This is a genomic window from Pseudomonas taiwanensis DSM 21245, assembly GCF_000425785.1.
GTDB lineage: Bacteria > Pseudomonadota > Gammaproteobacteria > Pseudomonadales > Pseudomonadaceae > Aquipseudomonas > Aquipseudomonas taiwanensis.
On the sequence record NZ_AUEC01000043.1, the window covers coordinates 1 to 25018 of the forward strand.

Annotated in this window: 19 protein-coding genes; 11 read left to right on the top strand and 8 right to left on the bottom strand. The window is 62.1% G+C overall.

Translation table 11 applies throughout. The annotated features are described in order from the left end of the window. The first annotated feature begins 652 nt into the window (after positions 1-652). A complete protein-coding gene (locus tag H620_RS0117910) occupies positions 653-1978 on the top strand; it encodes a T6SS phospholipase effector Tle1-like catalytic domain-containing protein (RefSeq protein WP_049818816.1) in 1326 nt (441 codons plus the stop codon). A 320-nt stretch (positions 1979-2298) separates the two neighbouring features. Here H620_RS0117910 and H620_RS0117915 read toward each other — a convergent pair whose 3' ends face one another. Beyond that, entirely contained in the window at positions 2299-2652 is a 354-nt protein-coding gene (locus tag H620_RS0117915) for a hypothetical protein (protein WP_027907802.1), read from the bottom strand. Between the two features lie 274 nt (positions 2653-2926). Between H620_RS0117915 and H620_RS0117920 the strand changes: the two genes are divergently transcribed. Further along, positions 2927-7792, top strand: coding sequence for an NAD-glutamate dehydrogenase (locus H620_RS0117920; RefSeq protein ID WP_027907803.1), 4866 nt, complete (start codon positions 2927-2929; stop codon positions 7790-7792). A gap of 273 nt (positions 7793-8065) precedes the next feature. Here H620_RS0117920 and ppsR read toward each other — a convergent pair whose 3' ends face one another. After that, positions 8066-8890 (bottom strand): posphoenolpyruvate synthetase regulatory kinase/phosphorylase PpsR, encoded by an 825-nt coding sequence (gene ppsR / locus H620_RS0117925; RefSeq protein ID WP_177325243.1) that lies wholly within the window; start codon positions 8888-8890, stop codon positions 8066-8068. A 171-nt stretch (positions 8891-9061) separates the two neighbouring features. On the opposite strand from ppsR, the gene ppsA reads away from it, so the two are divergent. From ppsA to H620_RS0117965, 8 genes are all read left to right on the top strand, one after another. Next, positions 9062-11437: a phosphoenolpyruvate synthase gene (ppsA, locus tag H620_RS0117930; RefSeq protein ID WP_023379517.1), complete on the top strand. Its 2376-nt coding sequence runs from the start codon at positions 9062-9064 to the stop codon at positions 11435-11437. A gap of 102 nt (positions 11438-11539) precedes the next feature. Then, positions 11540-12532 (top strand): alpha/beta fold hydrolase, encoded by a 993-nt coding sequence (locus tag H620_RS0117935; protein ID WP_023379518.1) that lies wholly within the window; start codon positions 11540-11542, stop codon positions 12530-12532. Between the two features lie 184 nt (positions 12533-12716). Continuing rightward, positions 12717-13208 carry a ribonuclease E activity regulator RraA gene (gene rraA / locus H620_RS0117940; RefSeq protein WP_023379519.1) on the top strand — a complete coding sequence of 164 codons (492 nt, stop codon included), beginning with the start codon at positions 12717-12719 and terminating at the stop codon, positions 13206-13208. A 27-nt stretch (positions 13209-13235) separates the two neighbouring features. After that, positions 13236-14231 (top strand): CorA family divalent cation transporter, encoded by a 996-nt coding sequence (locus H620_RS0117945; protein WP_023379520.1) that lies wholly within the window; start codon positions 13236-13238, stop codon positions 14229-14231. Positions 14232-14372: 141 nt separating this feature from the next. Then, positions 14373-14636 (top strand): hypothetical protein, encoded by a 264-nt coding sequence (locus H620_RS0117950; RefSeq protein ID WP_023379521.1) that lies wholly within the window; start codon positions 14373-14375, stop codon positions 14634-14636. A 2-nt stretch (positions 14637-14638) separates the two neighbouring features. Continuing rightward, entirely contained in the window at positions 14639-15463 is an 825-nt protein-coding gene (locus tag H620_RS0117955) for a mechanosensitive ion channel family protein (RefSeq protein WP_023379522.1), read from the top strand. A gap of 113 nt (positions 15464-15576) precedes the next feature. After that, positions 15577-16143, top strand: a complete 567-nt coding sequence (sigX, locus tag H620_RS0117960) for an RNA polymerase sigma factor SigX (RefSeq protein WP_023379523.1) — start codon at positions 15577-15579, stop codon at positions 16141-16143. 110 nt (positions 16144-16253) lie between these two features. Further along, positions 16254-17291, top strand: a complete 1038-nt coding sequence (locus H620_RS0117965) for an OmpA family protein (protein ID WP_023379524.1) — start codon at positions 16254-16256, stop codon at positions 17289-17291. 88 nt (positions 17292-17379) lie between these two features. Here the strand turns inward: H620_RS0117965 and cobA are convergent, their stop codons facing one another. From cobA to H620_RS0117990, 5 genes are all read right to left on the bottom strand, one after another. Continuing rightward, positions 17380-18120, bottom strand: a complete 741-nt coding sequence (gene cobA, locus H620_RS0117970; RefSeq protein WP_023379525.1) for a uroporphyrinogen-III C-methyltransferase — start codon at positions 18118-18120, stop codon at positions 17380-17382. A 25-nt stretch (positions 18121-18145) separates the two neighbouring features. Continuing rightward, the gene (locus tag H620_RS0117975; protein WP_027907806.1) at positions 18146-19816 is read right to left on the bottom strand and encodes a bifunctional protein-serine/threonine kinase/phosphatase; all 1671 of its coding nucleotides are present in this window, start codon (positions 19814-19816) and stop codon (positions 18146-18148) included. Positions 19817-19823: 7 nt separating this feature from the next. Beyond that, positions 19824-21035 carry a nitrate/nitrite transporter gene (locus H620_RS0117980; protein ID WP_023379527.1) on the bottom strand — a complete coding sequence of 404 codons (1212 nt, stop codon included), beginning with the start codon at positions 21033-21035 and terminating at the stop codon, positions 19824-19826. A gap of 217 nt (positions 21036-21252) precedes the next feature. Beyond that, positions 21253-21828: an ANTAR domain-containing response regulator gene (locus tag H620_RS0117985; RefSeq protein WP_023379528.1), complete on the bottom strand. Its 576-nt coding sequence runs from the start codon at positions 21826-21828 to the stop codon at positions 21253-21255. A gap of 11 nt (positions 21829-21839) precedes the next feature. After that, on the bottom strand, positions 21840-23054 hold the full coding sequence (locus tag H620_RS0117990; RefSeq protein WP_027907807.1) for a CmpA/NrtA family ABC transporter substrate-binding protein: 1215 nt from the start codon (positions 23052-23054) through the stop codon (positions 21840-21842). 127 nt (positions 23055-23181) lie between these two features. Between H620_RS0117990 and H620_RS0117995 the strand changes: the two genes are divergently transcribed. Next, positions 23182-24207: a quinone-dependent dihydroorotate dehydrogenase gene (locus tag H620_RS0117995; protein ID WP_023379530.1), complete on the top strand. Its 1026-nt coding sequence runs from the start codon at positions 23182-23184 to the stop codon at positions 24205-24207. A gap of 100 nt (positions 24208-24307) precedes the next feature. On the opposite strand, the gene rmf is transcribed toward H620_RS0117995, so the two are convergent. Next, positions 24308-24523: a ribosome modulation factor gene (gene rmf, locus H620_RS26625; RefSeq protein ID WP_003248687.1), complete on the bottom strand. Its 216-nt coding sequence runs from the start codon at positions 24521-24523 to the stop codon at positions 24308-24310. Positions 24524-25018: the final 495 nt, after the last annotated feature.

Here is a 25018-nt window from a genome sequence, read left to right on the forward strand (position 1 = left end):
TTAGCTGTTGTTGTTGTTGTTGTTGTTGTTGTTGTTGTTGTTGTTGTTGTTCGGATTTGGTATTTCATGCGCCGCTTTTGCTTTTCATGCGCGATATCCCAGACGCTGCAAATTGCGACGTCAGTAGGCCGAGCGTAGGGCTTGCGGAGGGAGGTGACGGGCATGGATGCCCGTCAAGCGCTGCGGCCCAGGAAGGGCCGTTCAGCGCGGTCCTCCCGGGAGCAAGCCCGTAGCGAGGGAACCCCGAAGCGAAGCGTAGGGGCCGGATGATAGGAGCCAGCGGTTTTTGCCTACTTTTGCCCAAGAGCAAAAGTAGGTCGCCGTAAAGGCGAAAAGGTGAATGAGCGCCTCCATGGCGAATGGATATTCACGCGATTTGAATGCCACCCCTAAGTTCGCCTCATCACCTCTGCCCCCACTCCTTAAAAACGCCCGAAAAAAGTAACTACGAAATCTAGCGGCTATCGTCCAGCCACAGTGCTAAGCCCCCTGAATTCGCAATAGAGGGCGACTGAACCACCGCCCACTAGAAGCGAAATCAAGTTCCAGGCGGAGAAGGGAAATTTCTGTACTTAGATGTTGAATGTGCGGGTAGGCACCGAGGTTAAGCTGTTGCTTGCTGAACTCACCAAGCCAACCGGAGTTCAGCCAGATGGATGAGTTGAGTAAAAAATTCCCCGTGTTCACCAGCACCAAACCTTATGTCCTGCGCATAGGGATCTTCTTCGACGGCACCGGCAACAACGCCCGCAACGCCGTTACCCCCGACTCCCCCACACAAAAATACACCACCGGCAGTTACGCCAACGCCCCAACCAACATCGCCCTGTTACACACGCTATACCCCACCGGCCAACCGCAGGCCACGCCAAATAAGCACTTCATGAAACTCTACATCGAAGGCATAGGCACCACCGAAGCCAGCCAGGACTCGCCCTTCGCCCAAGCCACCGGACGCGGTCAGACAGGTGTCGAAGCCAGAGTCCAGCAAGCCTTGGCCATGGTCGACCATCACCTGATCGACTGCTTGCACACCCACCCCCACCCCCACCACATCGAGTTCGACCTGTTTGGCTTCAGTCGGGGCGCCGCCGCCGCTCGCCACTTGCTCAACCGGCTACACGACGACACACCCATCTGCTCGCAATATCCACACATCAAGACCAGCGTCAACTTCATCGGCCTGTTCGACACCGTCGCCGCCATCACCGCCCCACTGCACAATCGCCTCACCCAGGGCACCGCCCGATTCGGCAAGCTACGCCTGGGCTTGGCCCAGGGTTGTGCGCGGCATGTGGTGCAACTGGTCGCCAGCGACGAGCGCCGACACAACTTCCCGTTGGTGCGCACCGACCACGACATCCACATGCCCGGCGTCCATTCAAACATCGGTGGCGGCTATCCCCAGGCACAGCAGGAAAGCGTCCTCCTGTGCAAACCCAACGCCAGCCGCGTCGCACTGACCACGCCTCCCGAACGGACTCGCGCGTATGCAATCACCCGCGCCTTGCTGGAGCAGGCGTACAAGGATTTGCCCGCGCCAAAGCCACAGCTGTTGACCTGGGAAGCACCCATCGCCGGAAGCCGGAGCCGCCGCGATGATCCGGAAAAACAGGTATATGCCGCCGTGCAGTGGCAGCGGGAGGTGAAGGGACAGTTGTCCCGCATCTACCTGAGCGTCATGCGGGAACTGGCCGTGCGCGGCGGGGTGCCTTTCGCCAATCTGGGCAATGACCCAGCCCATCAACTGCCGGACGATCTGCATACCATCAGCCGCAAATTGCATGACTTCGCTCTCGGGCACAGCGCAGACCCGGGGTTGACGCAGGAGGAAACTGCCCAGTTGCGAGAGAAATACATTCACACCTCGGCAAACTGGAATGCACTCAAGGGGCTATGCAACAGCACACTGGATCAGCTCTACATCGACAGACCCGCTGAAGCAGGTCGAGTCATGCACTCCAACCCCGTGCAATGAGGGCAGACAGTCCACGCAAATGGAGTTGCGTGGACAGCAAGGTTCCGCGGGTCTTGAGGGGCTTCTCGGCAATCGTCTGGCCTGGGGATGGCCGAGGTCGCAGCCTGCGAAGGGGCGTTGCAGAACAGGGCAGCAGGTCCTCGGCTTCCAGGGACGAGCAGTACGTGCGGCATTGTTCCAGGTCACCGCGTTCGAACAGCGCGTTCTTCAGTTCGGTGGTACCTGAACTGAGTTTGTTCCAGATCGTTAGCCAGAAACAGGGGAGGTGCGCGTACCAGCGCCGGATGTTCGCCGACGATCGAGGCCGGTCCTGTGCGCCCTCAAAGCTCGCTAACGAAGGTACCGGTACCCTTGAGGATATTGCGCAACGTCAGCGCCACCTCTTCCAGGTCAGTTCCTTGCGACGTCAACACAATCTCCAGCGACTCATCGCCTTTCAGCGCATCCCGGTCACTGGCAGCCACTTCGATCAACAAGCGCTGGGCACTCAAGGTCACTTTCAAGCCATCCAGGGTCGAGGGTTCGTCGTCCAGGGTCAGGTCGACCGTGTCCTCGTCCGGGTAGCGGGTCAGCAGGAACATCTGTCCCTTGTCGCTGTGGCAGCACAGGGTCGCCATGTCGTCTTCTTCTTCATCGCAGGGCGTGGCGAAGAGCAGGGCAGTTTTGATTTGCATGGGCGGCTCGGATCAAAGGAAATGAGGGGGAATTCTGACAGCCTTGCACGCATCCATAAACGTAAAGTTACCCCCCCTTGACCGAAATTGTCGCAGCGCTGCAAGCCGTAGTGACCACTCAGTCGTTAAGCTGCGCCGAGCCTATGAACGTGGCCTACACGTTCAACGCCTGGTTTTACCGTCCGCCTTGCCACGGTTTGGCTATCGTTGATCCGTACCAAGGCGCACGCATGCGACGCTTCAACTATTACAAAGCCCAAGCGGAGTACCACAGATGGCGTTCTTCACCGCAGCCAGCAAAGCCGACTTCCAGCACCAACTGCAGGCGGCCCTGGCGCAGCACATCAGCGAACAGTCCCTGCCACAAGTGGCGCTGTTCGCCGAGCAGTTCTTCGGCATCATCTCTCTGGACGAACTCACCCAGCGCAGGCTGTCCGACCTGGCCGGCTGCACGCTGTCTGCCTGGCGCATCATCGAGCGCTTCGACCCTGCACAACCGCAAGTGCGGGTCTACAACCCGGATTATGAGCGCAATGGCTGGCAATCGACCCACACGGTGGTCGAGGTGCTGCACCACGACTTGCCATTTTTGGTCGATTCGGTACGCACCGAGCTGAACCGCCGCGGCTACAGCATCCACACCCTGCAGACCACGGTGCTGAGCGTGCGTCGTGGCGCCAAGGGCGAACTGCTCGAACTGCTGCCCAAGGGCACCCAGGGTGAGGGCGTGCGTCATGAATCGCTGATGTACCTGGAGATCGACCGCTGCGCCAATGCCGCCGAACTGACGGTGCTGACCCGTGAAATCGAGCAGGTCTTGGCCGAAGTGCGGGTGGCAGTTGCCGATTTCGAGCCGATGAAGGCCAAGCTGCGCGAAGTGGTCGCTTTGGTGGAGCAGACGCCGTTCGCACCGGTGCAGCATGAGAAGGCCGAGGTCAAGGCGTTCCTCGAATGGTTGTTGGACAACCATTTCACTTTCTTGGGCTACGAAGAATTCACGGTCCGGGACGACAACGCCGGCGGCCAGATGGTGTACGACGAGCAGTCATTCCTCGGCCTGCCACGGCGCCTGCGCGTGGGGCTGAGCGCCGAAGAACTGCGCATCGAAGATTACGCCGTGGCCTACCTCAACGAGCCGCTGCTGCTGTCCTTCGCCAAGGCTGCGCTGCCCAGCCGCGTGCATCGCCCGGCTTATCCGGACTACGTGTCGATTCGCCAGCTCGATTCCGCTGGCAAGGTCATCAAGGAACACCGCTTCATGGGCCTGTACACCTCGTCGGTCTATGGCGAGAGTGTGCATGCCATCCCGTACATCCGCGTCAAGGTCAATGAAGTCGAGCGCCGTTCTGGCTTCGATCCCAAGGCTCACCTGGGCAAGGAACTGGCCCAGGTGCTAGAGGTGTTGCCACGCGACGACCTGTTCCAGACCCCGGTCGACGAGCTGTTCAGCACCGTGATGTCGATCGTGCAGATCCAGGAGCGCAACAAGATTCGCGTATTCCTGCGCAAGGACCCCTACGGCCGCTTCTGCTACTGCCTGGCCTACGTACCGCGTGAGATCTACTCCACCGAGGTGCGCCAGAAGATCCAGCAGGTGCTGATGGAGCGCCTGAAGGCCAGCGACTGCGAGTTCTGGACCTTCTTCTCCGAGTCGGTGCTGGCGCGTGTGCAGCTGATCTTGCGGGTCGACCCGAAGAACCGCATCGACATCGACCCGCAGCAGCTGGAAAACGAAGTGATCCAGGCCTGCCGCTCGTGGCAGGACGACTACTCGGCACTGGTGATCGAGAACTTCGGCGAGGCCCAGGGCACCAACATTCTTGCCGACTTCCCCAAAGGCTTCCCGGCCGGCTACCGTGAGCGCTTCCCTGCGCACTCGGCGGTGGTCGACCTTCAGCACGTGCTGGCACTGTCTGAAAACAAGCCGCTGGCCATGAGTTTCTACCAGCCGCTGACCCGTCTTGGCGAGCGCCTGCTGCACTGCAAGCTGTACCACGCCGATACGCCACTGGCACTGTCCGATGTGCTGCCGATCCTGGAGAACCTTGGCCTGCGCGTGCTGGGTGAGTTCCCGTACCGCTTGCGTCATGCCAGCGGCCGCGAATACTGGATTCACGATTTCGCCTTCACCTACAGCGAAGGCCTGAGCCTGGATATCCAGCAGCTCAACGACATCTTGCAGGATGCCTTCGTCCACATCGTCAAAGGCGATGCCGAGAACGACGCCTTCAACCGCCTGGTCCTGACCGCCGGCCTGCCGTGGCGCGATGTGGCACTGCTGCGCGCGTATGCGCGTTACCTCAAGCAGATTCGCCTGGGCTTCGACCTGGGCTACATCGCCAGCACCCTGAACAACCACACCGACATCGCCCGTGAGCTGACCCGGTTGTTCAAGACCCGTTTCTACCTGGCGCGCAAACTCACCCAGGACGACCTGGACGACAAGCAGCAGCGCCTGGAGCAGGCGATTCTCAGCGCCTTGGACGACGTTCAGGTGCTCAACGAGGACCGTATCCTGCGTCGCTACCTGGACCTGATCAAGGCCACGTTGCGCACCAACTTCTACCAACCGGACGCCCATGGGCACAACAAGTCGTACTTCAGCTTCAAGTTCAACCCCAAGCTGATTCCCGAACTGCCCAAGCCGGTGCCGAAGTTCGAGATCTTCGTCTATTCGCCGCGGGTCGAAGGTGTGCACCTGCGCTTTGGCAACGTCGCCCGTGGCGGCTTGCGTTGGTCGGACCGCGAGGAAGACTTCCGCACCGAGGTGCTGGGCCTGGTGAAAGCCCAGCAAGTGAAGAACTCGGTGATCGTGCCGGTCGGGGCCAAGGGTGGCTTCCTGCCGCGTCGTCTGCCATTGGGTGGCACCCGTGACGAGATCGCCGCCGAGGGCGTAGCGTGCTACCGCATCTTCATCAGTGGACTGCTCGACATCACCGACAACCTCAAGGAGGGCGGCGTGGTGCCGCCAGCCAACGTGGTGCGTCACGACGATGACGACCCGTACCTGGTGGTAGCGGCGGACAAAGGCACAGCGACCTTCTCCGATATCGCCAACGGCATCGCCATCGACTACGGCTTCTGGTTGGGCGATGCCTTCGCCTCGGGTGGTTCGGCTGGCTACGACCACAAGAAGATGGGCATCACCGCCCGCGGTGCCTGGGTGGGTGTTCAGCGCCACTTCCGCGAGCGTGGGATCAACGTGCAGGAAGACCCGATCACTGTGATCGGCATCGGCGACATGGCCGGTGACGTATTCGGTAACGGCCTGCTGATGTCCGACAAGCTGAAACTGGTGGCGGCGTTCAACCACCTGCACATCTTCATCGACCCGAATCCGGATCCGGCCACCAGCTTCGCCGAACGTCAGCGCCTGTTCGATCTGCCACGTTCGGCCTGGAGCGACTACGACACCAGCATCATGTCCGAAGGCGGCGGGATTTTCCCGCGCAGTGCCAAGAGCATTGCCATCAGCCCGCAGATGAAAGAGCGCTTCGCCATCGAGGCTGATCGCCTGACCCCGACCGAGCTGCTCAACGCGCTGCTCAAGGCGCCGGTCGACCTGCTGTGGAACGGCGGTATCGGCACCTACGTCAAAGCCAGCAGCGAAAGCCACGCCGATGTCGGTGATAAGGCCAACGACGCCCTGCGCGTCAATGGCAACGAGCTTCGCTGCAAGGTGGTGGGTGAGGGCGGCAACCTGGGCATGACCCAGCTGGGTCGGGTCGAGTTCGGCCTGCACGGTGGCGCTACCAACACCGACTTCATCGACAACGCCGGTGGTGTGGACTGCTCCGACCATGAGGTCAACATCAAGATCCTGCTCAACGAAGTGGTGCAGGGTGGCGACATGACCGAGAAGCAGCGCAACCAGCTGCTCGGCAGCATGACCGACGAGGTGGCCAGCCTGGTGCTGGGCAACAACTACAAGCAGACCCAGGCGCTGTCGCTGGCGGCCCGTCGTGCCCGCGAGCGGATCGCCGAGTACAAGCGCCTGATGGCTGACCTGGAGGGCCGGGGCAAGCTGGATCGGGCCATCGAGTTCCTGCCGTCCGAGGAGCAGTTGGCCGAGCGCCTGGCCGCAGGCCAGGGCCTGACCCGTGCCGAGCTGTCGGTGCTGATTTCGTACAGCAAGATCGACCTCAAGGAGCAACTGCTCAAGTCGCTGGTGCCGGACGACGACTACCTGACCCGTGACATGGAAACCGCGTTCCCGCCGTCGCTGGTCAGCAAGTTCGCCGACGCCATGCGTCGTCATCGTCTGAAACGTGAGATCGTCAGCACCCAGATCGCCAACGATCTGGTCAACAACATGGGGATCACCTTCGTCCAGCGCCTGAAGGAGTCGACCGGCATGAGCCCGGCCAACGTGGCCGGGGCTTATGTGATCGTGCGCGACATCTTCCACCTGCCGCATTGGTTCCGCCAGATCGAGGCGCTGGATTACCAGGTGCCGGCAGAGGTCCAACTGACCCTGATGGACGAGCTGATGCGCCTGGGCCGCCGGGCCACCCGCTGGTTCCTGCGTAGCCGTCGCAACGAGCAGGATGCCGGGCGTGACACCGCGCACTTCGGGCCGAAAATCGCCCAACTGGGCCTGAAGCTCGACGAGTTGCTCGAAGGCCCGACCCGTGAGCGTTGGATGGTTCGTTACCAGGGCTTCGTCGATGCTGGTGTGCCGGAGCTGTTGGCGCGCATGGTGGCGGGTACCAGCCACCTGTACACGCTGTTGCCGATCATCGAGGCGGCTGACGTGACCGGGCATGATCCGGCCCAGGTGGCCAAGGCGTTCTTCGCTGTGGGCAGTGCCTTCGACCTGACCTGGTACCTGCAGGAGGTCAGCAACCTGACGGTGGAGAACAACTGGCAGGCACTGGCCCGCGAGTCGTTCCGCGACGACATCGACCTGCAGCAGCGCGCGATCACCATTTCCGTGCTGCAGATGGCGGATGCGCCGCAGGACATGGATGCCCGCGTGGCGCTGTGGGCCGAGCAGCACCGGGTGATGGTCGAGCGCTGGCGCGCCATGCTAGACGACTTGCGCAACGCACCGGGTACTGACTATGCGATGTACGCGGTGGCCAACCGCGAGCTGGTCGACTTGGCGATGAGTGGGCAGGCGACGGTGGTGCCGTCCTGATCATCAAGCTGAAATGAGAAAGCCCCGGCAGTGATGCCGGGGCTTTTTTATGAGGCTTGGCGGGAGTTTTGTGGTGGTACGCAAATCGAGCGCCGCCCACGCGACGCATCGCGAGCAGGGCTCGCCCCTCGTTTTTTCCGGCCAGTAACGCCTGCCCCAGACGCACGCAAATCCCGTAGGAGCGAGCCTCGCTCGCGATGCGCCGCGCGGGCGGCGCCCGATCTTACAGGGAAAAAATCGCCTAAGACTAACCCCTTGCAGCCCACCCTCTGGCTACTTGAACCGCCGCTCCACCCCTTTCTCCACCAGGATCTTCGCCGAAATCTCCTCCACCGAAAAATGCGTGGAGTTGATGTTGGGAATGTTCTCGCGCCGGAACAGGTTTTCCACCTCTCTCACTTCGAACTCGCACTGGGCAAAGCTCGAATAGCGGCTGTTGGGCTTGCGCTCGTGGCGGATGGCAGTCAGGCGGTCGGGGTCGATGGTCAGCCCGAACAGCTTGTGCTGGTGCTTTTTCAGCACCGCGGGCAGCTGCAGGCGCTCCATGTCGTCCTCGGTCAGCGGATAGTTGGCGGCGCGGATACCGAATTGCATGGCCATGTACAGGCAGGTGGGCGTCTTGCCGCACCGCGATACGCCCACCAGGATCAAGTCGGCCTTGTCGTAGTAGTGGGTACGGGCGCCGTCGTCGTTGTCCAAAGCGAAATTGACCGCTTCGATGCGCTCCATGTAGTTGGAGTTGCCACCGATTGAGTGGGATTTACCGACGGAATACGACGAATGGGCAGTCAATTCCTGCTCGAGCGGGGATAAAAACGTCGAAAAGATGTCGATCATGAAGCCATTCGACGTGGCCAGGATCTCGCGGATGTCCTGGTTGACGATGGTGTCGAAGATGATCGGGCGCATGCCGTCCCGCTCCGCCGCGGCATTGATTTGCTGGACCATGGTCCGCGCTTTGTCAGGCGTATCGATGTACGGGCGAGTGAATTTGTTGAACGGAATGCTATCGAATTGAGCGAGCAGGCTTTGGCCCAGGGTCTCGGCGGTGATGCCGGTGCCATCGGAGATGAAGAACGCGGTTCTTTTCATTTGCATCCTGGGCCTTAAGCTGATGACGTTTCTTGGATATGATAAGTTCGGTTTGCCGAATGCGGCTGTCGGCATTCTCACTTATTTTCCAGGTACAGGCCACAAGCGTCCGGCCAAGTCAGAACAGGCAGGCGGGCGCCCTTGAGCTTTTCCAATACAGTTAGTGGAGAGATCACCTTGGTAGAGTACGTAGTTTCCCTCGATAAGCTCGGCGTCCATGATGTGGAGCATGTGGGGGGCAAGAACGCATCCCTGGGCGAGATGATCAGTAACCTCGCAGGTGCCGGCGTTTCGGTGCCGGGCGGCTTTGCCACTACGGCTCAGGCGTACCGCGATTTTCTCGAGCAGAGTGGCCTGAACGACCGCATCCATGCCGCGCTTGATGCGTTGGACGTGGACGACGTCAACGCCTTGGCCAAGACCGGCGCACAGATCCGCCAGTGGGTGATGGAGGCCGAGTTCCCGGCTCGCCTGGATTCGGAAATCCGAACTGCCTTCGCCGAAATGTCCAAGGGCAACGACAACATGGCCGTGGCCGTGCGTTCCTCGGCCACCGCCGAAGACTTGCCGGATGCCTCCTTCGCCGGCCAGCAGGAGACCTTCCTGAACATCCGTGGCGTCGACAACGTGATCCGCGCGGCAAAGGAAGTGTTCGCCTCGCTGTTCAATGACCGCGCCATCGCCTACCGCGTGCACCAAGGCTTCGACCATAAGCTGGTGGCCCTGTCCGCTGGCGTGCAGCGTATGGTCCGTTCGGAAACCGGCACCGCCGGTGTGATGTTCACCCTCGACACCGAGTCGGGCTTCCGCGACGTGGTGTTCATCACCGGCGCCTATGGCCTGGGTGAAACCGTGGTGCAAGGTGCGGTGAACCCGGACGAATTCTACGTCCACAAACAGACGCTGCAGGCTGGCCGCCCGGCGATCCTGCGCCGCAACCTGGGCAGCAAGGCGATCAAGATGGTCTATGGCGACGAAGCCAAGGCCGGACGGTCGGTCAAGACGGTCGAAGTCGACCGCGCCGATCGTGCGCGCTTCTGCCTGAGCGACGACGAAGTCAACGAGTTGGCCAAGCAGGCCATGATCATCGAGCAGCACTACCAGCGCCCGATGGACATCGAGTGGGCCAAGGACGGCGACGACGGCAAGCTGTACATCGTCCAGGCTCGCCCTGAGACCGTGAAGAGCCGCGCCAGCGCCAACGTCATGGAGCGTTACCTGCTCAAGGAAAAAGGCACCGTTCTGGTCGAAGGCCGCGCCATCGGCCAGCGCATCGGTGCCGGCAAGGTCCGCGTTATCAACGACGTGTCCGAAATGGACAAGGTGCAACCAGGCGACGTATTGGTCTCCGACATGACCGACCCGGACTGGGAACCGGTCATGAAGCGCGCGAGCGCCATCGTCACCAACCGTGGTGGCCGTACCTGCCACGCGGCGATCATCGCCCGTGAGCTGGGTATTCCGGCTGTGGTCGGTTGCGGCAATGCCACCCAGATCCTCAAGGATGGCCAGGGCGTCACCGTCTCCTGCGCCGAGGGCGACACCGGCTTCATCTTCGAAGGTGAACTGGGCTTTGACGTCAAGCAGAACTCGGTCGACGCCATGCCGGAGCTGCCGTTCAAGATCATGATGAACGTCGGTAACCCGGACCGCGCCTTCGACTTCGCCCAACTGCCCAACGAAGGTGTTGGCCTGGCGCGCCTGGAATTCATCATCAACCGCATGATCGGCGTGCACCCCAAGGCGTTGCTGAACTATGCCGGTCTGCCGCCAGAGCTGAAAGAGAGCGTCGACAAGCGCATCGCCGGCTACAACGATCCGGTCGGCTTCTACGTCGAGAAGCTGGTCGAGGGTATCAGCACCCTGGCTGCGGCCTTCTACCCGAAAAAGGTCATCGTGCGCCTGTCGGACTTCAAGTCCAACGAGTACGCCAACCTGATCGGCGGCAAGCTGTACGAGCCGGAAGAAGAAAACCCGATGCTGGGCTTCCGCGGTGCTTCGCGCTACATCAGCGAGTCGTTCCGTGACTGCTTCGAGCTCGAATGCCGTGCCCTCAAGCGCGTGCGCAACGAGATGGGCCTGACCAACGTCGAGATCATGGTGCCGTTCGTGCGTACCCTGGGCGAGGCCAGCCAGGTGGTCGACCTGCTCGCCGAAAACGGCCTGGCCCGTGGCGATAACGGCCTACGCGTGATCATGATGTGCGAGCTGCCGTCCAACGCGCTGCTGGCCGACGAGTTCCTCGAGTACTTCGACGGCTTCTCCATCGGCTCCAACGACCTGACCCAGCTCACACTGGGTCTGGACCGCGACTCGGGCATCATTGCCCACCTGTTCGATGAGCGTAACCCCGCGGTGAAGAAGCTGCTGGCCAACGCCATTGCCGCGTGCAACAAGGCTGGCAAGTACATCGGCATCTGCGGCCAAGGCCCGTCGGACCACCCGGACCTGGCCAAATGGCTGATGGAGCAGGGCATCGAAAGCGTGTCGCTGAACCCGGACTCGGTACTCGAGACCTGGTTCTTCCTGGCCGAAGGCCAGGGTGTGGCCTGATGCAGTGAATTGCGGGGGCGCGTCTGGCGCGTCCCCGCCTGGTTTCATCCAGGGCGAGTTCCAGCAATGGATCCCGCCCTTTTTTGTGCACCAAGCAACTTTATGCAAAGCAGCAGCAATCTTTTTCCCGTGGCCCTGCTCAGTGCCGAGCGCCGCGGTGACCTCAGCGAAGATGTATACCGGATCAAGGCTGGCAACAGCCCTGACCCGAGCGTCGAGCTGGCCGTGACCCGCCTGGGCCTGGCAGATCAGAATCGGGCCCAAGGCCTGCCGGTGATCCTGCTGCATGGCAGTTTCTCCAACCGGCGCTTTTGGTATTCGCCCAAGGGCATCGGCCTTGGGGCCTATCTGGCGCGAGCCGGTTTCGATGTGTGGATCCCGGAAATGCGCGGCCATGGGCTGTCGCCGCGCAACCTCAGGTGGAAGCACAACAGCGTCGCCGACTATGCCCGCCACGATCTGCCGTTGATTGCTGCGTTCGTGCGCGAGCAGTCGGGCCAGACGCCTCACTGGATCGGCCATTCGTTGGGCGGGACCACCCTGGTGGCGGCCCTGGGCGGCGGTTTTCTCGAGGCCGAACAGGCGGCCAGCGTGGCGCTGTTCGGTACCCAGGTCAGCCGTGTCTACTGGCCATTGAAGGTGCCGCCGCTGGCTTGGGGGGCGAAGCTGGTGCTCAAGCGCTGGGAACAGATATCCGGGCCGCGTTTCAAGCGTGGGCCGGAGGACGAGCCGATCGGCCTGGCGCTGGAGAGCATGCGCTGGCATGGTCTGTTCGGTCGCTTTGGCGATAAGCAGAGCGACTGGTGGGCGGCGTTGGCCGAGGTGGATGTGCCGCTGCTGGCAGTGGCCGGCGCAGGGGACTTCCAGGACCCGGTATGGGCGTGTCGCAAGCTGTTCGACCAGTTTGGCGGCGAGCGCAAGCAGTTCCTGCGCCTGGGGCGCGAGGAAGGTTTCGATGCCTTCGGGCATGTCGACATGCTGGTGAGCAAGGCAGCGCAGGCCCAGGTGTGGCCTCTGGTGGAGCGCTGGTTGCGAGAGCCGCTGCTGCCGGTGCATGAGTCCACAGTGGTGGCGCAGGCTGTGCCCGCCGGTTGAGGCGTCAGGGCTATCCTCGCCGTCAAACCCGGGGTGGGGCAGTCCATGGGCGCGCCGGCCTGCCGGCGATAAGGTCCGCGCAGACGAAATTCACCTGACTGATCGGTCCCGGATGACTGCAACTGCCTCCCCGGTGTAGCCTTGCGTGATCTACCGCTTTCGTTGTGACTGACAGGAGCTTCCCATGCAGCATTACGTAACGCCCGACCTGTGCGACGCCTACCCGGACCTGGTCCAGGTGCTGGAACCCATGTTCAGCAACTTCGGTGGCCGCGATTCCTTCGGCGGCCAGATCGTCACCATCAAGTGCTTCGAAGACAACTCGCTGGTCAAGGAGCAGGTCGAGCTCGATGGCAAGGGCAAGGTGCTGGTGGTCGATGGCGGCGGTTCGCTGCGCCGTGCACTGCTCGGTGACATGCTGGCCGAGAAAGCCGCCAAGAACGGTTGGGAGGGCCTGGTGATCTATGGCTGCGTGCGAGACGTGGACGTGCTGATCCAGACCGATGTCGGCGTGCAAGCCTTGGCCAGCCACCCGATGAAGACCGACAAGCGTGGCATTGGCGATCTCAATGTGCCGGTGACTTTCGCCGGGGTGACCTTCCGCCCAGGTGAATACGTGTACGCCGACAACAACGGCGTGATCGTTTCGCCAAGCCCGCTGAAAATGCCGGAGTGATGCGCCGCGCGCGCTGATGGAGTGTCGATGTTAGAGGAAGACAACGCGCAGTGGGGGCTGGTGCATGCCCTGGTGCTCGATGGCAAAGGCGGCGCGCGCTCGATCGCCCGTACCGAACTGGACGGGCTGCAGTTGCAGCCGCAGGAAAGCCTCTGGCTGCACTGGGACCGAAGCCATCCGCAGACACGTACCTGGCTGTTGCACGACAGTGGCCTGAGCGAGTTCGCCTGCGACCTGTTGCTGGAAGAGAACACCCGTCCGCGGTTGTTGCCGCTGGCCAGCGAGCAGTTGCTGCTGTTCCTGCGTGGGGTCAACCTCAACCCGGGTGCAGAACCCGAAGACATGGTTTCCGTGCGCATCTTCGCCGAAGCGCAGCGGGTGATTTCCCTGCGCTTGCGGCCTTTGCGCGCCAGCGACGAGATTCTCCAGCACCTGGCCGAGGGCAGGGGGCCCAAGTCGGCGTCCGAACTGTTGCTGTTGATGGGAGAGCTGTTGACGGAAAAGGTTCAGGGGCTGGTCAGCGACCTTTCCGAGTGGGTCGACAACGAAGAAGAAAAGGTCGAGTCCGACGAACGGTACTCGCCCGAACAGGCCAGCCTGCAGCAAATCCGCCGTCGCGCCGCCGCCCTGCGCCGTTTTCTCGCCCCGCAGCGAGACATCTACGCGCAGTTGTCGCGCAGCAAGTGGAGTTGGTTCGCCGACGCCGACGCCGATTACTGGAACGAGTTGAACAACAGCTTGATCCGCTACCTGGAAGAGCTCGAACTGACCCGCGAACGTGCCGCGTTGGTACTCGAAAGCGAGGACAGACGCCGCAGTGAGCGGATGAACCGGACCATGTACCGGTTCGGCATCATCACCTGCATCTTTCTGCCGATGAGCTTCATCACTGGGTTGCTCGGTATCAACGTGGGCGGTATTCCGGGGGCGGAAAACCCCTACGGCTTCCTGTTTGCCTGCATCGTCGTGCTCGGGTTGGCGGTGGGGCAGTGGTGGCTGTTCCGGCGGTTGCGGTGGGTCTAGTCGTGCACGGGGCGTATCGCACCTACAGCGAGGCGCCGGCGATCCGGCCGCTGCGCACTCATTTTGAAACACCCACAGCGCCAGTCAGTGTGACCCATCGTCCTGCGCCCTCGTCTCTGACTGACACTGCGTGAGGTGCCTATGCACGATCCGTTCGAAGAATCCCTGCGTGACCTGCTCAAGGCGTCGCCGTCCGGTAAGGACCGTGACGATGCCGCGTGCCTGGGTCGCGTCCTGAAAACCGCCAACCGTCAGGTGGGCGCGGGTGATCTGTTCAGCCTCCTGGGCCGCTGGAGCCAGGCGTTGATGATTGCCGTGAACAATGGCTCGGCGCATGTCGCGCCTGTTCGTAGAAACTCTACCCGCAACGCTGCCGGTGGCAGCAAAGCAGATAAGGCCGATTGAATATGGAACTCGATCTCTGGACCCAGAGCCTGGTCACTGCGATGACCGCCCTTTGGACCAAGGTGGCGAACTTCATCCCGAACCTGTTCGGTGCCCTGGTCGTCGTGCTGCTTGGTTTCGTCGTGGCCAAGCTGCTCGACACATTGCTGTCCAAGCTACTGGCCAAGTTCGGCCTGGACCGTCTGATGGCCGGTACCGGCCTGACCAAGATGCTCAGTCGCACCGGTATCCAGGTGCCGATCTCGACCCTGATCGGCAAGATCGTGTACTGGTTCGTGCTGTTGATTTTCCTGGTGTCCGCCGCCGAATCCCTGGGGCTCGAGCGGGTTTCGGCTACCCTCGACATGCTCGCGCTGTACCTGCCCAAGGTGTTTGGCGCGGCGCTGGTGCTGCTGGCGGGTGTGCTGCTGGCGCAAGTAGCCAATGGCCTGGTGCGCGGTGCCGCGGAAGGCATCGGGCTGGAATATTCCGCAGGGCTTGGGCGTATCACCCAAGGCCTGGTGATCATCATCAGCATCTCGGTGGCCATCAGTCAGCTGGAGGTGAAAACCGACCTGCTCAACCACGTGATCGTCATCGGGCTGATTACCGTTGGTCTGGCAATCGCGTTGGCGATGGGCCTCGGCAGCCGCGAGATCGCCGGGCAGATTCTGGCCGGGATCTACGTGCGCGAACTCTATCAGGTCGGCCAGCATGTGCGGATTGGAGAGGTCGAAGGGCAGATCGAGGAAATCGGTACGGTCAAGACGACGGTGCTGACCGATGATGGCGAATTGGTGTCGATGTCTAACCGTGAACTACTTGAGCAGCGTGTCAATAGCCGCTAACCGCACAAAAGCTGTTAATGTATGCCGCCGCGAAAATCGGCCCATGGGGCTAAGCGGCGACATTGACCTGACTGTCGGCCAGATCCGTTTTGAATAAAGTTCATTCGCCGCCCATGCGTTATGACCCCCGCGAGCTCACGGACGAGGAGTTGGTGGCGCGTTCGCATGAGGAGCTGTATCACGTAACTCGCGCCTATGAGGAACTCATGCGGCGCTACCAACGGACCCTGTTCAACGTCTGTGCGCGTTACTTGGGGAACGATCGGGATGCCGACGATGTCTGTCAGGAGGTGATGCTGAAGGTGCTGTACGGTTTGAAGAACTTCGAGGGCAAATCCAAGTTCAAGACCTGGCTCTACAGCATTACCTACAACGAGTGCATCACCCAGTACCGCAAGGAGCGCCGCAAGCGTCGGTTGATGGATGCCTTGAGCCTGGACCCTGTTGAAGAGGCGTCCGAAGACAAGGCGCCGAAACCGGAAGAAAAGGGCGGGCTGGACAAGTGGCTCGTGCATGTGAACCCGATCGACCGGGAGATCCTGGTGCTGCGATTTGTCGCAGAACTGGAGTTTCAGGAGATCGCCGATATCATGCACATGGGCTTGAGCGCAACAAAAATGCGGTACAAGCGCGCGCTAGACAAGCTTCGGGAGAAATTTGCCGGGTTGAGTGAAACTTAGCCGTGTACAAATGTCTCTAACGAATCGGCAAATTCTGCTAGACTTGCCGTCGAGTTGTCCCCCGGATGTTGGTGGGACTGCTTAACTATCATCAGATGGGGATTTAACGGATGAAATTGAAAAACACCTTGGGCTTGGCCATTGGCTCGCTCGTAGCTGCTACTTCGTTCGGTGCTCTGGCCCAAGGCCAAGGCGCTGTCGAAATCGAAGGCAACGTCACCAAGCAGTACTACGACAGCGAGCGTAACTTCAAGAACGACGGCACCAATCCTGGTGTTCGCCTGGGTTACTTCCTGACCGACGACGTCTCCCTGGATCTGGGTTACAACGAGACTCACAACGCTCGTGGCGAAGTCTTCAACAAGGACATCAAGGGTTCCAAGACCAAGCTCGACGCTACCTACCACTTCGGTACCGTAGGCGATGCTCTGCGTCCGTACGTCTCTGCCGGTTTCGCTCACGAGAGCCTGGGTCAGGCTACCCGTAGCGGCCGTGACCACTCCACCTTCGCCAACGTTGGCGCTGGCGCCAAGTGGTACATCACCGACATGTTCTTCGCCCGTGCTGGCGTTGAAGCCATGTACAACATCGACAACGGCAACACCGAGTGGGGTCCGACCGTTGGTCTGGGTCTGAACTTCGGTGGTAGCGGTGGCAAGGTTGCCGCAGCGCCTGCTCCAGTTGCCGAAGTCTGCTCCGACAGCGACAACGACGGTGTTTGCGACAACGTCGACAAGTGCCCTGACACCCCGGCCAACGTTACCGTTGACGCCGACGGCTGCCCGGCTGTTGCCGAAGTCGTTCGCGTTGAGCTGGACGTCAAGTTCGACTTCGACAAGTCGGTCGTCAAGCCAAACAGCTACGGCGACATCAAGAACCTGGCTGACTTCATGAAGCAGTACCCACAGACCACCACCGTGGTTGAAGGTCACACTGACTCCGTGGGCCCAGACGCTTACAACCAGAAGCTGTCCGAGCGTCGCGCCAACGCTGTCAAGCAGGTCCTGACCCAGCAGTACGGCGTAGAATCCAGCCGTGTTGACTCGGTTGGCTACGGCGAAACCCGTCCGGTTGCCGACAACGCCACCGAAGAAGGCCGCGCTATCAACCGTCGCGTTGAAGCTCAGGTAGAAGCCCAGGCCAAGTAATTGGTTTGACGTTTCATGAAAAACCCGGCCTCGGCCGGGTTTTTCTTTGCCTGCAATTTCAGTTGCCTCACCGTCGGCACTCGGCACATCAGCCGGCCATGACCCGCAGCGCGCGCGCCACCTGCTCGCCAACGACCTCGCCTATCACCAGAATTGCCGGGCTGCTTAACCCGAACCCTTGTGCGTCCTCCACCATTCTCAGCAGATCGCTGCGACACTCCCGTTGCGTTGGCAGCGAGGCATTCTCGATCATCGCCACCGGCATTGTCGGTGTCATGCCGCCATCTAGCAGCCCGCGGCGGATCTCTGCAAGCCGAGCCACGCCCATGTACACCACCAGTGTCGTTCCGCCCTGTGCCAGTGCTGCCCAATTCAGCTCGCTGTCATCCTGGGTATGGGCGGTTACCAGCGTCACTCCTCGGCTCACGCCACGCGAGGTGAGGGATATGCCGCACTGCGTCGCCCCAGCAAGCCCCGCCGTGATGCCGTTGACTACCTCCACGTCGATGCCGTGCCGCTGCAACCACAAGGCTTCTTCGCCACCTCGGCCGAAAATGCAAGGATCGCCACCCTTGAGTCGTACCACGCAACGACCCTGGCGAGCGTGGCGCAGCATCAGGCGCTGGATGAATGCCTGGGGCGTGGAGCGGCAGCCTCCGCGCTTGCCAACGGCAATGACGCGGGCCTGTGGGCAATACTCCAGTACTGCCGGGTTGACCAGGTCGTCGATCATCACCACCTCGGCCTGGCGCAGTGCGCGTACGGCTTTGAGCGTAAGCAGTTCGGGGTCTCCAGGGCCAGCGCCGACCAGCCAGACTTTCGCATTCATCGGGTGTTCCTCATCGGTAATGGGTTCAGCCCTTGAGCAGGGCGAGCAGCAAGATCAGGTTCAATAGCAAGGACAGTAGCGCCAAGGTTCGCCAGAGCTTGAGGGGTTCCCGCTCCAGGAGCGGTCGATTGCGGCTCGGCAGTTCCTGACGGTCGCCGCGCTCAAGCAGCAGAAGCCACTGTTCGGCGGTCTCGAAGCGTTGTTTCGGATCGGCCGCTACTGCTTGTTGCAGGTTGTGTTGCAGCCATTCCGGCAGATCGGGCCGATATCGCGATGCGTTGATCGCAGTGCCGAAGCGCGGGCGTTGAAAGGCCTCCACTTCACCGTAGGGGTAATGCCCGGTCAGCAACCGATACAGCGTCACACCGACGGCGTAGAGGTCTTGCTGCGGGCTGGGAGGGTGGCCGTCGAACGCTTCGGGTGCGATGAACGAGGGCGTGCCCGGCAAGTCATGGTCTGGTGCTTCGCAGAGGCCCGGGCAGTAGGCCAGGCCGAAGTCCAGAAGACGCAGCTGGCCGTCTTCTCCCAACAGCAGGTTTTCCGGTTTTATATCGCGGTGCAGCAGGTTGCGCCGATGCAGCACGCCGACCGCCTGCAGCAGTTGGCGCGCAACTTCGAGCCACTGCGAGAGCGGCAGGGGGCCTTGTGTTTGCAGCATGCTAGCCAGGCTTTGGCCGCGGTGCTCGCGCATGACGTAGTAAAGGTGCTGGCGCTGGCTGGCCGCATGCACTTCGGGAAAGTGACGCCCGGCGACGCGGCGCAGGAACCATTCCTCCGTGAGCAACCCTTGCGCGGCACCTGGCTCCTGCTCGCGTGCCGCGGGCAAGGTCTTCAGTAGCCACGCCTGGCCCTGGCTATCGCGCACCCGATAGAGCAGGGACTGGCGGCTGTGCGCCAGCAAGGTCTCGACCTGCCAGCCGTCGAGCGACTGGCCTTCGCGCAAGGGGCCAGGCACTGGCCATTGCTGCAACTGGGCCAGGGTGTCACCCAGGTTACTTGCGCCCAGTTGCTCGACGCGCACCAGCAAAGCGCTGGCGTTGTCCTGGCTGCCATTGTGGTGTGCGCTGGCAACCAAGGTTTCGGCGGCCAGCTGCAGGTCGGGTTGCTCGCGCAGCACCGCCAGAATGTGCTGGTCGCCCAGGCTGGCCCAGACACCGTCGCTCAGCAGCAGGAAGCACTCGCCCGCCTGTAACTCGCCTTCCAGGTAATCGACCAGCAGGTGCTGGTCCAGGCCCAGTGCGCGCTTGAGCACATGCTGCATGCCGGGTTGGTCCCAGACGTGGTCTTCGGTCAGGCATTGCAACTGGCCGTTGTACCAACGGTAGGCGCGGCAATCGCCTACGTGGGCAAGGGTGAAACGGCGTCCGCGCAGCACCAGCGCGCTCAGGGTGGTCAACAAGGGCTGACCGCGGCCTTGGGCGCGCAGCCAGCGATTCTGTGCCAGCAGCAGACGGTCCAGGGCCTGGGCCACGCCCCAGGTAGCGGGCGTGGCGTAGTAGTCCATCGCCAGCGCCTGCAAACTGGCCCTGGCCGCAAGGCCGCCGTCGGCGCATTGGCTGACACCGTCCGCCAGGGCGAACAGAAAACCCTTGCTGGCGGCCAGTTCCGGGGCCGGGGTTACCAGGCGCAGGGCGTCCTGGTTCTCTTCTCGTGGCCCGGTGGCGCTGGCTTGGGCGAAACGCAGTTGCAGGCTCATCGGGGGCTCAGACCCGCGCCGCAGTCATTGCGGCAGAACCCCAGGTGGTGCGCCAGCGGCGTTTGACGCCGTGCAGGCCGAACCAGGCCAGCAGGCCCAGACTGGCGAACAGCCACAAGCCAAGCTGGTAGTCGCCGGTGTGCTGCTTGATGGTGCCCAACCCGGCAGCGAGCAGGAAGCCGCCGATGCCGCCCGCCATGCCAATCAGCCCGGTCATGACACCGATCTCCTGGCGGAAGCGTTGTGGCACGAGTTGGAAAACCGCACCGTTGCCGGCCCCAAGGCCAAGCATGGCGCTGACGAACAGGGCCAGGGCGGCAGCTGAGCTTGGCAGGTTGAAGCCGACCGCGGCGATGCAGATGGCTGCCACGCTGTACATCGCCAGCAGCGTACGAATACCGCCGAAACGGTCGGCGAAGGCTCCGCCCAGCGGGCGCATCAGGCTGCCGGCGAACACGCAGGCGGCGGTGTAGTAGCCTGCGGTGACCGGGCTCAGGCCATACTGGTCGCTGAAGTAGCCGGGCAGGGTGCTGGCCAGGCCGATGAAGCCGCCGAAGGTGACGCTGTAGAAGAACATGAACCACCAGCTGTCGCGATCACCCAGAGCCTTGAGGTAATCGGCCATGGCTTTGGGCTTTGGCCGTTCTGGTGCGTTGCGGGCCAGGAGGGCGAACAGCACCAGTGTCAGTGCCAGCGGAATCAGGGCGAAACCGAACACGTTGTTCCAGCCGAAACCTGCTGCCAGTGCCGGTGCCAGCAGCGCGGCGAACACGGTGCCGGAGTTGCCGGCGCCGGCAATGCCCATGGCTTTGCCTTGGTGCTGGGGTGGATACCATTGCGAGGCCAGGGGCAGCGAGACGGCGAACGAAGCACCGGCAAAGCCCAGGAAAACGCCCAGCAGCAGGGCCTGTTCGTAGCTGCGCACGCCAAGGAACCACGCTCCGGCCAGGGCGGCGATGACCACCACCTGGCCGATCAGGCCAGCGGTCTTGGGCGAAAGGCGGTCGACCAACATGCCCATGGCGAAGCGCAATACCGCCCCAGCCAGAATCGGTGTGGCCACCATCAGGCCTCGTTGCTGGGCGCTCAGTTGCAGGTCGGTGGCAATTTGCACGGCCAGTGGGCCTAGCAGGTACCAAACCATGAAGCTCAGGTCGAAGTACAGGAATGCAGCGAACAGGGTGGGCACGTGCCCGGATTTCCAGAAGCTGGTACTCATTTGAACACCTCACTCGGCAAAGCAACGGAAATGAAAAAGACGCCGCTACCCGTTCCACTGGTCTGTGGAGGGGAGGCGACGTCTTTGTCGGGATTTGTGGGCAACCGCCGTTGGCTACCGGTAGGAATTCTTCAGCAAGAGGCGGGCCAAGTCTGGACGTGGGTTGGTCGCGATGAGGCCGGGGCCAGCAGCGCAGTGCCTTGCCCCAGGCGCCTGACTAACCAAGCATCTCGTGCATGGCAATGATCTGCTCGGCCACCTGGATCAGCTTCTGTTGGCGGCTCATGGCCTGGCGGCGCATCAGCGTGTAGGCCTGTTCCTCGTTGCAGTCCTTCATCTTCATCAGCAGGCCCTTAGCCTGTTCGATGCGCTTGCGTTCGGCCAGCTGCTGGTCACGCGCCAGCAACTGGGCCTTGAGCGCCTGGTCGCTTTCGAAACGGGCCATGGCGACATCTAGAATGGGCTGGAGCCGCGCGGCATGGATGCCTTCGACGATGTAGGCGCTGACCCCGGCCTTGATCGCCTGGCGCATGACGCCGGGGTCATGTTCGTCGGTGAACAGCACGATTGGCCGTGGTTGATCGCGGCTGACCAGCACCACCTGCTCCATGACATCGCGGTCCGGGGAGTCGGTGTCGATCAACACCACGTCCGGGTGCACCGTTTCGACGCAGGCGGGCAGGTCGATGGTCAGCCCTGGGGCTTCGATCACCTCGAAGCCGGCCTCGCTCAGCGCGGCCTTGAGGCGGCCGACTTTTTTTTGCGTGTCGTCGATCAGCAGGATGCGTAGCATGTTCGTCACCCTCACAGACCGATACGGGCGCCGCGGGCATCGCCCAGGGCGTGCAGGCGGAAGCTGCGGGCGTAGGCGTGGGGGTTGCTACCGTCCCAGCGGATTCCGTCGATCAGCAGGCTGCTGCGCATGGCGGGTGCATCGCAGGGCACGCCTATGGCATTCGCGGCGTCCCGATACACGTCTAGTTGCTGCACCTGGCGGGCCACGGCAAGGTAGTCGGGGTCTTCGCGCAGCAGGCCCCAGCGGCGGAACTGGGTCATGAACCACATGCCGTCGGACAGGTAGGGCAAGTTGGCCCGTCCCTCGTCGAACAGGCGCAGGGCGTGTCGGTCCTGCCAGTGGTTGCCAAGGCCATCCTGGTAGTCGCCAAGCAAGCGCGGCTCGATGCGTTCCAGGGGCGTGTCCAGGTACGCGCTGCCGCTGAGCAGTTGCGCGGTGCCATGGCGGTTCTCCTGGCTCTGCTCGATGAAGCGGCTGGCGGCCAACACCGCCTTGACCAGCGCGCGGGCACTGTTGGGGTACTGTTCGACGAAGGCGCGTGCGCAGCCCAGGACTTTCTCGGGGTGGTCCGGCCAGATCGACTGGCTGGTTGCCAGGGTGAAGCCCTGGCCTTTGGCCACGGCGTCGGCCGACCAGGGCTCGCCGACGCAGAACCCGTCGATGCGACCGGCCTGAACGTGCGCGACCATTTGCGCAGGGGGCACCACCACGCTGTTCACGTCGTCCAGCGGATGAATACCCTGGCTTGCCAGCCAGTAGTACAGCCACATGGCATGGGTGCCGGTGGGGAAGGTCTGGGCGAAGGTCAGGCGCGCGCCTTGTTGGTGCACCAGGCGCGCCAATGCTTCAGGGTTGGTCACGCCCTTGCGTTGCAGGGCCGGGGAGAGATTGATGGCCTGGGCGTTCTGGTTCAAGCCCATGAGCACCGCCATGGCGCTGGCCGGTACGCCGCCGATCCCCAGGTGGACTGCATATATCAGGCCGTACAGGCAATGCGCGGCATCCAGCTCGCCGCTGACCAGTTTGTCGCGCAGTCCTGCCCAGGAGCCCTGGCGCTTGAGGTTCAGGGTCAGGCCATGTTGTTGGGCGAAGCCCTGGGTGGCTGCGACCACTACCGATGCGCAGTCGGTCAGGGCCATGAAGCCGATGTTCAGGCTGGGCTTTTCCGGCGCGTCACTGCCGTTCACCCATGCCAAGGGCATTGCCGGGGGTACTGTGTTCACAAGATTCCTCGCCCGTACTGAATAGGCTGTGTCAGGCAATCGAAGCAACCGATGTGCCAAGGCCCTGTCATGCCGGGCGCGCGCTGGCTATAATCGCCACCTCACTCACCGCGAGTCTTGCCCGCCCATGTATACCCTGGCCCGCCAGCTGCTGTTCAAGCTTTCCCCGGAAACCTCCCACGACTTGTCCCTGGACCTGATTGGCGCCGGTGGCCGCCTCGGTCTCAACGGCCTGCTGTGCAAGCAGCCAGCGGCGTTGCCGGTGACCGTCATGGGCTTGAACTTCGCCAACCCGGTGGGCCTGGCCGCCGGCCTGGACAAGAACGGCGCAGCCATCGACGGCTTTGCCCAGTTGGGTTTCGGCTTCGTCGAGATCGGCACCGTGACTCCGCGTCCGCAGCCAGGCAATCCCAAGCCGCGGCTGTTCCGTCTGCCGGAGGCGACGGCGATCATCAACCGCATGGGCTTCAACAACCTGGGGGTCGACCACTTGCTCGAGCGCGTGCGTGCTTCGCGTTACGACGGTGTGCTGGGCATCAACATCGGCAAGAACTTCGATACCCCGGTCGAGCGTGCGGTCGACGACTACCTGATCTGCCTGGAAAAGGTCTACCGCGAGGCCAGCTACATCACGGTCAACGTCAGCTCGCCGAACACCCCCGGCCTGCGCAGCCTGCAGTTCGGCGACTCGCTCAAGCAGTTGCTCGGTACCTTGGCCGAGCGTCGCGAGAAACTCGCGGTCGAGCATGGCAAGCGTGTACCGCTGGCCATCAAGATCGCGCCGGACATGAGCGACGAGGAAACCGCCCAGGTGGCTGGCGCGTTGGTCGAATCGGGTATGGACGCGGTCATCGCCACCAACACCACCCTGGGTCGTGAAGGCGTCGAGGGGTTGCCATACGGTGGTGAAGCCGGTGGTCTGTCGGGGGCGCCAGTGCTGCAAAAGAGCACTCATACGGTGAAGGTGTTGGCAGGGGAGCTGGCCGGCAAGTTGCCGATCATCGCGGCGGGCGGTATTACCGAAGGCCGTCACGCTGCCGAAAAAATCGCCGCGGGCGCAAGCCTGGTGCAAATTTACTCGGGGTTCATCTACAAAGGCCCTGCGCTGATCCGTGAGGCTGTCGACGCCATCGCTGCCATGCCCCGTACATAAAACGAGCGGGCATAAAAAAGGGCCCCTTGAAAGGGGCCCCTGGGCCTTAGCCCGCCGCCCGGATAGGGCGCGCATGGTAAATCGAATTCAGTGTCCTCGTTCAGCCAACGGCGTGATTTTCGTTGAGTCTATGGATGCCAGCGGTGCCAGTCATTCCGTCCCAGTTATCACCGCGACCTTCACGCCAGCCGTTGATCCAGGCTTGGCGAACAGAAGGAAGATTGAAGGGGCAAAGTTCGCGGGATTTGCCGGTGACCCCGTATTGGTAGCCACGTGAATATGCTCTTTCCAACGGATCACGCTTAAGTCTTCTCATAGGGTGTTGCCCTCACTTGTTGACTGTAATGTCCCGTCGGCCTCTCCGAGGCCGGGCAGAGTCTTTCTGCCGGTTTGCGCTCGCTGCCGGCGTGGCGAGCTGAAGATGCCGCCTCGTTGCGAAGCGGCCTGAGACCAGTTCTAACGAAAGCAGGTCACGGTGTGAATGACCGATTTGTCATAAGGACGTAACCTTTCCGAGGGTGAGGGGATAAGTAAATAAATGCGACTCAACCTTATTTGGCTTTGAGGCCGCTATGATCGGTGTTTGCCGATCGTTGACGTCATTTCGCCAGCGCTGCCGCGGGGTGACAGAAATATTCAGTAATGCGACGAAGGGTCACATTTGACTCCCAGGCGCTGGCATTTTTTGTACTGCTTGATGATCTAAGCTGTCCTCGTCACTGGCGAGCGGCCGATCAATCAGGCGGCCCGGCCTTTACCCGCGCATGTAGCGCAAGGGGCGGCCACCCGGACACCTGTTGGAAAGGGGTTC

Excerpts from the sequence above, each read along its gene's own strand:
- H620_RS0117995 (WP_023379530.1), top strand. The coding sequence starts at position 23,182 with ATGTATACCCTGGCCCGCCAGCTGCTGTTCAAGCTTTCCCCGGAAACC.
- H620_RS0117965 (WP_023379524.1), top strand. The coding sequence starts at position 16,254 with ATGAAATTGAAAAACACCTTGGGCTTGGCCATTGGCTCGCTCGTAGCT.
- rraA (WP_023379519.1), top strand. The coding sequence starts at position 12,717 with ATGCAGCATTACGTAACGCCCGACCTGTGCGACGCCTACCCGGACCTG.
- H620_RS0117920 (WP_027907803.1), top strand. The coding sequence starts at position 2,927 with ATGGCGTTCTTCACCGCAGCCAGCAAAGCCGACTTCCAGCACCAACTG.
- H620_RS0117915 (WP_027907802.1), bottom strand. The coding sequence starts at position 2,652 with ATGCAAATCAAAACTGCCCTGCTCTTCGCCACGCCCTGCGATGAAGAA.
- H620_RS0117945 (WP_023379520.1), top strand. The coding sequence starts at position 13,236 with ATGTTAGAGGAAGACAACGCGCAGTGGGGGCTGGTGCATGCCCTGGTG.
- H620_RS0117985 (WP_023379528.1), bottom strand. The coding sequence starts at position 21,828 with ATGCTACGCATCCTGCTGATCGACGACACGCAAAAAAAAGTCGGCCGC.
- ppsR (WP_177325243.1), bottom strand. The coding sequence starts at position 8,890 with ATGCAAATGAAAAGAACCGCGTTCTTCATCTCCGATGGCACCGGCATC.
- rmf (WP_003248687.1), bottom strand. The coding sequence starts at position 24,523 with ATGAGAAGACTTAAGCGTGATCCGTTGGAAAGAGCATATTCACGTGGC.
- cobA (WP_023379525.1), bottom strand. The coding sequence starts at position 18,120 with ATGAATGCGAAAGTCTGGCTGGTCGGCGCTGGCCCTGGAGACCCCGAA.
- H620_RS0117975 (WP_027907806.1), bottom strand. The coding sequence starts at position 19,816 with ATGAGCCTGCAACTGCGTTTCGCCCAAGCCAGCGCCACCGGGCCACGA.
- H620_RS0117980 (WP_023379527.1), bottom strand. The coding sequence starts at position 21,035 with ATGAGTACCAGCTTCTGGAAATCCGGGCACGTGCCCACCCTGTTCGCT.
- H620_RS0117950 (WP_023379521.1), top strand. The coding sequence starts at position 14,373 with ATGCACGATCCGTTCGAAGAATCCCTGCGTGACCTGCTCAAGGCGTCG.
- H620_RS0117955 (WP_023379522.1), top strand. The coding sequence starts at position 14,639 with ATGGAACTCGATCTCTGGACCCAGAGCCTGGTCACTGCGATGACCGCC.
- H620_RS0117910 (WP_049818816.1), top strand. The coding sequence starts at position 653 with ATGGATGAGTTGAGTAAAAAATTCCCCGTGTTCACCAGCACCAAACCT.
- H620_RS0117935 (WP_023379518.1), top strand. The coding sequence starts at position 11,540 with ATGCAAAGCAGCAGCAATCTTTTTCCCGTGGCCCTGCTCAGTGCCGAG.
- sigX (WP_023379523.1), top strand. The coding sequence starts at position 15,577 with ATGCGTTATGACCCCCGCGAGCTCACGGACGAGGAGTTGGTGGCGCGT.